A 10,789-nucleotide genomic window follows, 5' to 3' on the forward strand; every position below is an offset into this window, starting at 1 on the left:
GAACAGGGAGTCGCGTCCGGTCGAACCGACCCCCTCTGTCGCCTTCGGCGACATCTCCCCCTCGAGGGGGAGATTAGCGGCTAAACATCCCCCCAGTTTTCCCAAAGCAGCGTGATCGTGCCCGTCACGGCAATCGTCCCGTCGGCGTCGATATCCGTCCCGATAGCAAACGCCAGGTTGAGATAGAGATCGACCGGCGTCACCGTGCCATCCAGCGTCGCGGCGGCGGCGATGTCGGCCGTCGAGGCGGTCGACAGTGCGGCACCGACACCGTCGAGCGTGCGCGCGGTCGAGGCCAGCACGTTGACCATGGTCGAGGCCAGCGTCGCGCTCGATGCCGCCGCTGAACCGAGCGACCAAGTCAGCGCCGCATTGTCGTTGATGGTCGAAGCGCGGGTGGTCGGCACGGCGAACTGCAGCCGCGCCGTGCCGCCCTTGATGCGCACCTTGCCGTCGGTGAAGTCGAAGATCTTCTGGCCGGCATAGGCAAGCGCATCGGTGACCGGCACCTGCATGCCGGCGAAGGTGAAGACGGTGCGGTACGATCCGCCCTGCCCTGTGGTGACGGCTTTCAGGCCGGGCCTGGGCGGGGCAAGGCCGGCCTCGCGGGCGGCGGCACGGGCAAGCGTCCGGGGAAGACCTCGGGTCATGGCATTTCTCCATTTTTTCAGTGGCAATTCTGGCAGCTCGACCCATCAAGCCCCAGCAGGGCGAGCCGTCGAAGGCTGAATCATTTTGACAAGGAGCACCGCTAGCGCCTTGTTCGAAAGAGATGTTTTCGGCCGCCGGCCTATCAACGCCCGAGAAACCATGTCTTATATCGTGAGGCCTCGTGCCCCCGTTCCGCCGCAATGCGACCGCACGTGGCCAGCCATAGGGATTTCAGGCCTTCAAGGGAGACCGCACATGAACTTTCACAAAGCCATCGCCGCCGTGCTGATGACCGCAGCACTGGCAGGCTGCGCACAGACCGAAGGCCAGCAGCGGGCCGGAACCGGCGCGCTGATCGGCGGCGCCGGCGGCGCCCTCGTCGGCCAGGCCATCGGCGGCAACACCGAAAGCACGCTCATCGGCGCCGGCGCCGGCGCCCTGCTGGGCGCGGTTGTCGGCAGCTCCACCACGCCGCAGCGCCGCGGCGAACAGATGTGCCGCTACCAGGACCGCCGCGGCAACATCTACACCGCGCCCTGCGACGACCGGTATTATAACGGCGATTATTGATCATTTGGACCTTCTCCCCGTTGAACGGGGAGAAGGTCCCGGCAGGGGGATGAGGGGCAGCGCGATGTTCTGAGATGCTGGTGCTACCCTTACATTCGGAGCAGTTCGACGCTATCGTTTAGCACTCACGAGGGGGCGACGATGCGAATTACTGTCCAGTGCACTATTTTCCATGTTGCAGTCCGGTGGTTCAAGCCAGCTAGGTGATGCGGCCGATAAAAGGGTGAACTGCAGGCAGGACAAAGGGCGCAATCACCGCAATTCCAATCAAACGTTCAACTTTTGAAATTCTCGTCCACGAACATCTCGGCAAATCTCTCGGGCGGGAGGGTCGTGCCGTTGACGCGAGCGATTTCGACATTCCTCACCCACATATCCCGGATTGCTGCCGGCATTCCCTCGGGCATGTGCATGGACTGGGCGACTGCGTCATGCCACCGTCCATCGCCACCAAACAGAGATTGCAGTTTGGGGGCCATTCTTTTCAAGCCCTCTTCCGACTCTTGAGAAAGTTCTCCGATCGCCCAGAGCACATAAACATCCAGCAGTCTAAGCAGCGGCTGCCCGTCATAACGTGGGCTAGTCGACATTTAATTTCTCACGCAGCATGGGTGGCATAATAAATAACGCGTTCGCAGATAGCGGAACGCTTGGCTTTTCTTTCTGCGATGCAACCAAAGCCTCGGTAATCTCGATCGCAAGGTTGATTTCGAGAAAGTATGCCAGGCCCTCTTTAGCTGCCTCGGCTGGTACCAACACCCCATCCTGCTGAGGCAAAACCATTGCGTCTGAATCCTCGGTCCAAGGCTCCGCCGCATAATTGTGGGCTCCGCTGCGTAGACCGGGTCCTCCTCGTCAAATTCCGACAACCGTCCAACGATATTCAGCAACTTCATTTTTTTCCCCATAGGGAAAATCCTCCTCGGCCATTCGGATGCAGTGTCTTCTGGAAGATAGTCCCAGGATCATGTTGGGATATACGGACGAATTACATGACACCTACGGTTAGGGGGATTTGCACAATGATCGTCCGAAGTGGGTCATGGCCCCCGCAAGTCAGTGCTCCTTGCACCCTATTCCCCGTTTCGTCCCGCCTTTTCCAGTGCCGCCTTACGCTGAATTTCGATAGTTCGATTCCAGAAGCGCACCGCTTCAAAATGCTCTTGTCTGGTCAACCAGATCTTGTTCTCCAAACTGACTGGATCGCCGCCAACCGCAATCGGTTTGATCTCGAACAATTCCATACCCTTGGAGCGAGAAGCTGTATCTTGGACGCTCATTTCAAGTCCTCCAGCGTAGCAAATAGATCGGCGAGGTCTCGCGCTATCGTCTCGGCGGATTGCCGTTCCATAAATATAAAGGGGATGCGCACGATTGGCATTTCCACTTCGTGCGTGTCGAAGCCATAGGCTTCCCCTCCTCCGTTTGATGCAAACAACAGGATGCCTGGTGCATATTTTTCAACCTCATATTCTCGATTGAATTCCACCAACTCTTCGGCTTTGAAAAAAATTACATAGCTGTCGCCGATGAAGCCTTCCCCTCCATTATGCTCCTTGAGGAATTTGGCGTAATCCTTGGGCAGCGTCACTCCCAAGTTTGAGGACAGACCATCGACAACTGCGGCTTCAGCCGGTGGGTCGAAACGCCCCTCAGTTAGAGTATATCCCACTGCTATTCTCCTATTTCTTTCAATAGTTTATTCCACCATGGCGTAACCTGCTGCTGATGAACTTCGCGGGGCAGAATGACCTTGTTGGCCGCATCCGTCGGACTCCCGCCAAACTTCACTGGCTTGATTTCATGCACATCCACGGGCTGGCCGACAAGTCCTCGCTTTCGGCGGATAATGCGATTGGCTTTATCGGCCACTTTTCTAGCAGCTTTGTGCTCTGTACCTTCTAGCCGTATGAATGGTCCCTCTGGCTTGGGAACAACCCCTATCGGATAATCTGCCCAATCTGACATTGAGAAACTGCCCGAGGGGAGATCGGCAGCTACTTCCGGCCGTACCGCCTCATCGGCGGATTTGCCAAGCACGTCTTCGGCAACCTTGCCCTCCGGTACGCTAGCACTCGTCGACTCAATTGCGCGCGGTATTGCGCTCTTGCCGACCCGACCGAAAACGGGCACCGGTATCGCCCAGCCCAATGCGTCACTTCCCTGACGCATCATCACCTTCTCGACATTGTTCTCCGGCTCGTAGTAGGCATCCGTGTAGTCTGGAGGGCTGATCGTTCCTCCGGACATGCCGTAGGCAACCCAATCATTTGCGTTGGCCAAGGCGATCCCGGCATTCGCGGCTATCTTGCCAAGGGCTTTGGCGTCAGCCTGAAACACCTCGTCCACCGGAAGGCCCGGCTTGCCGCCAGGGAGAATCCCGCCCAGACCGGCATCATCCAATTCCCGGACCAGAGCTGCTCGTGCGACACCACCCTTCGTGCGCGCGAACAACGCGCTTGCCTTCGCGTAGTTGTCCATGAAGTCCATGCTTCCGCTGTCGCGGTCGTCAGCAAGCTTGCGGAGAATGGAGAACGGCACGGGTTGAAGATTTTCATCATCAACACCCAAAGCTTTTTGCTGGGCAACAGACAGTTCTATTGTTCTGTCGTATGTGCCTTGGTCATATGCCGCTGGATCGGAAGGCCCATTGCCAAGTACGGCTTTCCAGCCTGCGGAGATGTTCGGAGACAATTCGCTGACGTAACCACCAGGATCGACCCGCCTCCTCTCCAAGACCAGCTTTGCCGCGACGGTGGTTGCGTTATGGAGCGCTTGGTCTTCCTGCGAAGTGTCCGGCCCCGCATCAGCATCGCGAAGGGCGGCATGAACCGCTTGGTTCGACATGGTCCCCATGTCGAAAATCTTCTTCCCGACATCGGTCTGCCATTCGAAACCCTGCCAGCGCTTGTCACCTTCATCGAGGCCATAGATGGTTCTGTAGGCATCCCTGCCTAGCATACCGCCCGGGTAGGCGCCTGTGCGTGCGATTTCGTCCGGCGCCTCCGCCTCGGCGCGACCAATCGCGACACGCGTCTCGATGTCCTGAGTGAACTTGGCCACCTTTGCCTTTAAGGCCAGCGCTTCCTGTTCCTGTTGTGGAAGGTCGTCCCTGAACGCCTGCGCTATGCGCTCATCCGGAGTCTGCGTGCCGACGCGGTCATCTTTCCCGCCGGCCATATTTGGACTGCCCGAGAAAGAACTGCTTTCGGCTTGCGCCGTATCGCCGAAGGCATTGCTGCCGGAGGCCGGCGCGCCTTCGCTGAACATTTCCAGCGCGCGCTTCGGATCCTTGGCGATCAACGCCTCGAAGCGCGTCTTGGCCGCGGTGCCGAACCAGTCCTTGACCTTCTGCTGTCTGATCCCAGGGTCGAGCCCCATCTTGTCGATCAGGTCGAGTCCTTCCTGGCGGGCTGCTTCGAAGGTGACGGTATCGTCGGGGTTGGCGTTGCCGATGGCGATGGCACTGGTCTTGAGCGCCGTGTCGACCTGCGCCTGCTCGTAGTCCTTGCGCTGCTGGAGCTGCCGTTGTGCCATGCGCCGCGCACCAACCGCACGCATCGCTTCCTTCTGCCTGGCGAAATTGATGCGCTGGCTCTCGGGCATGCCAGGCAAGGCATCATCGAACAGCGTGTCGAACAGGCCTGATTTGACCACCTGGCCGTTACGCGGGTCGACCTGGCCGTACATGGTCTCATGCAGGCCGCTGCCATCGGGTGGCGCATTCGCCGCCGCCTCGTCTTCCGCCTGCGCGATCCGTCCGTTGAACCGCCGCCGCGCAAGCTCGGCGTCGAACGCCTCCTGCTGATCCTTCATCTGCTGGTAGCGCTCGGCGATAGCCGAAAACTGGTCGCCCAGCCCTTGCATGGCGCCGCCAATCAGCGATCCCTGCGGGTATTGCGGCGCATTGCCGGTATCGAGCCGGCGCTGTGCAATGGAGAGGGGGATGATGTGGACCATTGGCTGTTTCCTGCCCAACTGGCTTTGAACAAAAGGGCGCGCGGCGCTGGCGATCACGGCACGGCCGGGTCGCACGCTGGTCGTCGCGTTGGCGGGTTTTGTCGGATCGACTTTTTGGAGAAACCCTGAAGCAGCGGTGCTGCCTGCGTGGGTCAGTGGAGCTTGCCGTCAGCGCTACCGCCGTAGGGCCATGACGGTGGGGATCACGGTCGGTTTGGGCAACTTAGAGGGTTCATACCTTCGGAGCATTGATGGGTACGTCGGCGGGACAGCGCCCCCCTCTGTCCTGCCGGACATCTCCCCCTCGTGGGGGGAGATTGGCAGCTTCGCGGCCTCACTCCTCCTGCAACGTTCACAATTGGCGAAGGCAGTCGCGACAGCCGATCTCCCCACTTGAGGGGGAGATGGCCGGCAGGCCAGAGGGGGGCGCCGTAGAGCGCCAACTTTTTGCGTTAAGCTGCTTTCTAGGGATGGAGGCAAGTATGGGCTGCGTGATCGTTCGAGCGTCGGCGGGACAGTGCCCCCCTCTGCCCTACCGGACGTCTCCCCCACGGGTGGGGAGGGGGAGATTGGCAGCTTCACCGCCTACGCCTCCGCCCGCGCCGCCTTCTCCAGCGCCACTAGCTGCGCGTCATCCAGCGTCAGGAACCCCATAATGTGCTGCACCACCTCGGCGCGCGCATTGCTCAAGGCGCTGTGCAGCTCGAAGCCGTTGGGCGTCCTGGTGCGTGCCATCCACTCGCCATAGGACGGACGCCGGTAATAGCCGGTCGTCGCCGCGAGATCGGCCAGCACCATCTCACCGTCCTCGCCTGAAAACACCCTGAGATACGCCTTGGCCAGCGCGTCCCGCGCCTTGGCGGGGCTGCCGGCCTGTCCGGCATGGGCGAAGCGTTTCCGGCTCATGCGCCGTTACCCGTCGGACCGACGGGCTGCCCGCTTTGGCCACCGCCGCCCAGCATATCCTGCAACCCGTCGAGCAAGCCGCTGTCGCGCGCCTGCACGGCCGCCGGCACAGCGTCCCTGGCGGCCTTGCCGGCCGTGGCGATCGCCGCCATGCCGGCCTGCGCCTGGCTGGCCTTGGCGCGGGCATCGCGCAACTCGTCCACCTCCTCCTTGCGGCGAAAGATGCGCTGCGGGCTGCGGCCGGCGCTCTGCACGATCTTGATCGCCTCGTCGCTGTCGATATTGTCCATCACACCGGGATCGAACTGCGCCATCTGCATGGCCGTCGTCACCACCTGGATGGTGTCGCGCGCCTCGGCCGAACGGCGCAACACGTCGAGCGGGCCGGTGAAGGTCGGCCGCACCGCCTTGCCGGCCAGGCTCTCCGGCGGCACGAAGCGGCTGTCCTCCTCATAGAGCCCCTTGTCCTCCAGAATGCCGAGCTCGCGGTCGAGATTGCCGGCAAAGCCGGCCTGGATGATCGAGCCGGACGGCCCAAGCAGCGCGCCCTTCTCCTCCTGCCTGATCAGCGCTTCGGTCGCCGTCATCTGCGGGTTCTGCACCAGTGTCTGGAACAGATTGACGAACATCATGTCGCGGATCTCGTCGGCGCGGCTCTGCGCGTAGTTGAAGGCATAGGTCGGGTTCTGCCCGGTCGAGATCGGCGCAATCAGCGGCCTGCCATTGTCGTCGATCAGGCCGGGATAATTCTCGCCGGGGTTGAGCACCGGCACATAGTCGAGCCGGGCCTTCGAGGCGGTCGCCGGATCGGTGATCTGCTGCAGCGCGCGAAGCCCCGAGCGGCGCACGGCATTTTCCTCGCGCACCGTCGTCAGCGCCTCGATAGCAGGCGAAATGCCATAGGGGTCGCCCTCGTAGCGGCGCCAGTTGAAGGTCGACACCGGAAACGTGCGGAACCCGCTTTCCCGCACGATCTCCTCCTCGTCCTCGATGACATGGTAGGAGGCGAAGGCCGTGTCGAGATACTGGTACTGGCCGCCCAGCCGATACATCTTGCGCTCGTCGCGCGGCTCAATGCACTGGATCAGCGAGATTTTCGTCTCGCATTTGGCCGGATCGTCGACCAGCACCTTGATCCGCGCCGGCAGCTTCTCATAGCCGAGCAGCTGTGCGGCCTGCCGCGCCGTGCGCTCGTAGCGGCGGTGGAAAATGTCGACCTGGCCCCAGCGGTTGCGGCAGAGATAGCCCTCGACCACCGGGATCGAGGCGTAGCGGATCAGCGTCGCGCCGAACCCTTCCTCGGCATAGAGATAGGCCGGGCCATAGCGCACGACGTTGCGCAGGCAGGCTTGGGTCGCCGGCACGAAATTCGAATTGGCGGAATAGCGCAGCGCAAACAGGAAATCGCGCAAGGCCTCCGCCCATTCCTGTTCCTCATCGGTCTCCTTGTCGTTCATCGCGGCGGTCGACAGCCCGTGCCATTTTTCCGACTGCGGGATGATCAGGCTTTCGAGCCCCGCGGCCAGCCGGTTGGCGGCCGAGTTGATGGTGTTGGCATAGACGCGGGCGCCGCGCCGCTCCTGCCGCTCGGCCTGCGAGTCCGGGCCGCCGGTCCGGCGGCCGCTCCAGATATCGGGCGCATCGGGGTCGCAGAACTCCGCCACCTGCTCCCACACAGCCTCATACTGGCTGCGCTCGCTCTCGAGCTCGGACTGGCGGGACAGGATATTGCGGGCGCGGGTGTCGGTCATGGGAGGCCTCGCTGGGGTATGAGATGGGGTTGATAAGGGCGCGCGGCGCCGAAGCTGCTGATCTCCCTCCTTGAGGGGGAGATGGCCGGCAGGCCAGAGGGGGTCGTCTCGCATGGAGCGCTAGCATTCTCTTTTTAAGCCTGAAGGTCGCGTCCCGTCGTACCGACCCCCTCTGTCGCCTTCGGCGACATCTCCCCCTCGAGGGGGGAGATTGGCAGCCTCGATGTGGCAGCTTGTCATCTTTTGCCCACTTGGCGGTGCTACGCACGTCAGCGGCGGGTTTTGGAGGAGGTCGATGTGACGACAAGCCTTGCCGCCCTGAAAAGCCAAAGCAAACGCGCCGTGAAACGGCTCATTGGTTACGATTCCCGCAACTGGCTGCGCATCCGCCAGATCGAGGCGTTCACGCTGTTTCTCGAAGCCGGCAACCGCAAGGCTTCCGACGTGATCGAGATATCGCCCGGCTGGAACCGCTATTGGCGGGCGATGTGCCCCAATTACCGCTCGGTCGATTTCCCCGCCTTCGACATCTGCAAGGATCGCACCGACGAGCAATATTCCATCGTCATCGCCGACCAGGTGCTGGAACATGTGCGGCGGCCTCACGCGGCGGTGGAAAACATCCACGCCATGACCCGGCCCGGCGGCTGGGCGATGGTGGCGACGCCGTTCCTGTTCCGCGTCCACGCCAGGCCGCACGACTACAACAGGTGGACGCCCGCCGGCCTGAAACAGCTGATGGTCGAGGGCGGCTTCGCGGAAGCCAACGTCAAGGTCCACGGCTGGGGCAACAAGGCCTGCGCCAGAGCCCATATCGGCGGCCCCGTCCGCGCCTACGGCCTGTGGCGGGATCTCAGCAATGACGAGGAATACCCGCTGATGGTGTGGGCGTTTGCGCGGCGAGCGTAATCTCCCCCCTTGAGGGGGAGATGTCGCCAAAGGCGACAGAGGGGGTCGGTCCGACCGGACGCGACCTCCTATCGCCGACAGGGGAGGCTAGCGCTCTACGCGCGACGACCCCCTCTGGCCGCTTCGCGGCCATCTCCCCCTCGAGGGGGGAGATTATCCCCGCCTTTTCATCACCCGCGCATGGCGTCGCCACACCCACCAGTCCCACACGCGCTTCCTGAAACTGCGTTTCATCGCGGTCATGGTCAAAGCCCCAGCAGCACGCGGCGCTGGCCGGTGAGGCTGCCTGGCGCGAGGTCGGTCTTGATGGTGCCGGCGGTGCCGTTTCGCTGTTCGAGCTCAGCCCGCAATGCCGCCTCGCGCGCCTGCACGTCCTTGTCCTGCGCCGTCGGTACCGGCGGCAATGGCTTCAGTTCCGGTGGTTTTTGCAACAGGCACATGGTTCCAGCCTTCTCCGAAATTAGAGGTTCTTGTCCAGTCGTAGAGGAAAAAGTCTTCGCCGTTGCGGCCGTAGCCCGGCAGCCGGCAGCGTTGCGTGGCGCCCAGCCGGCCAAGCCAGCGCAGCGCCAGTTCATTGGCGGCCAGCGCCCGCGCCTCGACCCGCCAGGCGCCCCGCGCCGCGACCTGAGGCCCAAGCACGGCGTGAAAGAACCCGGTGATCCCAGGCACGCAGCGCTTCATGCGGCGCGTGCCCCAGCTCCAGGCGATCCACAAACCGCCGCGCTGTTCGGCAGCGCCAAAGCCGGCCTCCGGATTGCCGTCGAGCTCGGCGACATAAGCAAACCCCTGCAGCGCCGTCAGCGCCAGCAGTGCCGGCGACCAGTGGTCGAGCTGGCAGTCGATCTCGGCCCGGTCCTCAGGGCGCAAATTGGCTGCGATGTAACTGAGATCGCGCAAGGTTGCGGGGATGATGCGAGGGTGCATGCCTGGCCCTTCGTCCTGCTGTGGCGAAGCGGCGTTCGCAAGGACTTGGGACGCCAGCCGTGACGGTTGTTGAAGAATGCCGCTGTCCGGGGTTTATTCATCGCCACGACGCTTGGAAGTCGCGGCATAATCTCGGATCAGCCGAAAAGCAGACGCATCCCGTTGGTTCCTACTGAAACAAAACCACTACAAATATAAGCATCATATACACAGCAAATATCCGGGAACACTGAGCAGTGCGGCGCAAAAAATAAGCGCCACTCGCTTCTGTTGGCTAATATCTCTAGATTTAACAGCAGCCACTCCCATGGCGATCGCGAGCGACAGCGCTATAACTCCAAAAACGGTAAAAAATAACATCGGAATCTCAAGGATTATTGTGAGAAAGATTCGCTGCAAGGCCGGGTGATAGGTATAGCATTCAGTGAATTACCAATCGCCAAACGACATCGTATTCTCGAAATGCGCCCGTCCGACAGCTGACTGTGCATCGTCGTAAGCCTTTTGTGCTTCGTCGCGAATCGGGACGTAGAACTCCGGTGACAGTGCGCTATTTATATTTAAACTAACTAACACACTCGCATATAACAATGAATCACCATGACCTACTCGACATCGACGGCTATCCAGGAGACGAGCGAATGGACATTCGAGCGACACTGACGGAGTTATGCGAAGCCTTCAACGCGCACGATCTCGATCGCATCATGGCGTTCTTTGCAGACGACTGCGTCCTGGAGATGCCGAGGGGCGCCGAGCCCTGGGGCACGCGTTGCGAGGGCAAACGCAACGTACGGGACGCGCTGGCGACACGCTTCGAAGGCTTGCCCGATGTCCATTACGGCAAGGCTGAGCACTTTGCGGACGAAGCTGTCGACACCGGCATTTCGAAATGGACCCTCACCGGCACCACCCGCGACGGCGTCAAAAAGGAGGTCCGGGGCTGTGATTTCTACACATTTCGCGACGGCAAGGTGATCCGCAAGGATTCGTATTGGAAGATCGTGGAGTAACCACGGCTTCAATTCGAAATGCGGTGGTGCGATCGATGCCTCTTCGTCATCCTATGGCGGAGCAAGGAGCGGAGCGACGCGGCGCAGACCATAGGATCCATGCCG

At 61.5% G+C, this 10,789-nt stretch carries 13 protein-coding genes; 3 read left to right on the forward strand and 10 right to left on the reverse strand.

Features of this window, described 5'->3' with window-relative positions; translation table 11 throughout:
- Positions 1–80: 80 nt before the first annotated feature.
- Complete coding sequence (locus tag EOD15_RS19305) at positions 81–650, reverse strand: hypothetical protein (protein WP_127322618.1); 570 nt, start codon at positions 648–650, stop codon at positions 81–83.
- 256 nt (positions 651–906) lie between these two features.
- On the opposite strand from EOD15_RS19305, the gene EOD15_RS19310 reads away from it, so the two are divergent.
- Positions 907–1,221, forward strand: a complete 315-nt coding sequence (locus tag EOD15_RS19310; protein ID WP_127322619.1) for a YMGG-like glycine zipper-containing protein — start codon at positions 907–909, stop codon at positions 1,219–1,221.
- A gap of 275 nt (positions 1,222–1,496) precedes the next feature.
- Here the strand turns inward: EOD15_RS19310 and EOD15_RS19315 are convergent, their stop codons facing one another.
- The 7 genes from EOD15_RS19315 to EOD15_RS19350 form a co-directional block, all read right to left on the reverse strand.
- Positions 1,497–1,811 (reverse strand): hypothetical protein, encoded by a 315-nt coding sequence (locus EOD15_RS19315; RefSeq protein WP_127322620.1) that lies wholly within the window; start codon positions 1,809–1,811, stop codon positions 1,497–1,499.
- Positions 1,801–2,004: a hypothetical protein gene (locus EOD15_RS19320; protein WP_127322621.1), complete on the reverse strand. Its 204-nt coding sequence runs from the start codon at positions 2,002–2,004 to the stop codon at positions 1,801–1,803. Before EOD15_RS19320 ends, EOD15_RS19315 begins: the two co-directional genes overlap by 11 nt.
- A gap of 290 nt (positions 2,005–2,294) precedes the next feature.
- On the reverse strand, positions 2,295–2,501 hold the full coding sequence (locus tag EOD15_RS19325; RefSeq protein ID WP_127322622.1) for a hypothetical protein: 207 nt from the start codon (positions 2,499–2,501) through the stop codon (positions 2,295–2,297).
- Positions 2,498–2,893 (reverse strand): SMI1/KNR4 family protein, encoded by a 396-nt coding sequence (locus EOD15_RS19330; protein ID WP_127322623.1) that lies wholly within the window; start codon positions 2,891–2,893, stop codon positions 2,498–2,500. Before EOD15_RS19330 ends, EOD15_RS19325 begins: the two co-directional genes overlap by 4 nt.
- Positions 2,894–2,895: 2 nt before the next feature.
- Positions 2,896–5,181: a hypothetical protein gene (locus EOD15_RS35815; protein WP_185929021.1), complete on the reverse strand. Its 2,286-nt coding sequence runs from the start codon at positions 5,179–5,181 to the stop codon at positions 2,896–2,898.
- A 585-nt stretch (positions 5,182–5,766) separates the two neighbouring features.
- Positions 5,767–6,087 (reverse strand): hypothetical protein, encoded by a 321-nt coding sequence (locus EOD15_RS19345; RefSeq protein ID WP_127322561.1) that lies wholly within the window; start codon positions 6,085–6,087, stop codon positions 5,767–5,769.
- Entirely contained in the window at positions 6,084–7,838 is a 1,755-nt protein-coding gene (locus EOD15_RS19350) for a portal protein (RefSeq protein ID WP_127322560.1), read from the reverse strand. The genes EOD15_RS19345 and EOD15_RS19350 overlap by 4 nt, the downstream gene beginning before the upstream one ends.
- A 297-nt stretch (positions 7,839–8,135) precedes the next feature.
- On the opposite strand from EOD15_RS19350, the gene EOD15_RS19355 reads away from it, so the two are divergent.
- Positions 8,136–8,747: a methyltransferase domain-containing protein gene (locus EOD15_RS19355; protein ID WP_127408745.1), complete on the forward strand. Its 612-nt coding sequence runs from the start codon at positions 8,136–8,138 to the stop codon at positions 8,745–8,747.
- 245 nt (positions 8,748–8,992) lie between these two features.
- Here EOD15_RS19355 and EOD15_RS37240 read toward each other — a convergent pair whose 3' ends face one another.
- Entirely contained in the window at positions 8,993–9,118 is a 126-nt protein-coding gene (locus tag EOD15_RS37240) for a hypothetical protein (protein WP_281035567.1), read from the reverse strand.
- Positions 9,087–9,671: a hypothetical protein gene (locus tag EOD15_RS19360; RefSeq protein ID WP_127322128.1), complete on the reverse strand. Its 585-nt coding sequence runs from the start codon at positions 9,669–9,671 to the stop codon at positions 9,087–9,089. The genes EOD15_RS37240 and EOD15_RS19360 overlap by 32 nt, the downstream gene beginning before the upstream one ends.
- Positions 9,672–10,312: 641 nt before the next feature.
- Here EOD15_RS19360 and EOD15_RS19365 point away from each other — a divergent pair.
- Positions 10,313–10,684, forward strand: a complete 372-nt coding sequence (locus EOD15_RS19365) for a nuclear transport factor 2 family protein (RefSeq protein ID WP_127322129.1) — start codon at positions 10,313–10,315, stop codon at positions 10,682–10,684.
- Positions 10,685–10,789 lie beyond the last annotated feature (105 nt).

Source organism: Mesorhizobium sp. M7A.T.Ca.US.000.02.2.1, assembly GCF_003996995.1.
In the GTDB taxonomy this organism is placed as follows: domain Bacteria; phylum Pseudomonadota; class Alphaproteobacteria; order Rhizobiales; family Rhizobiaceae; genus Mesorhizobium.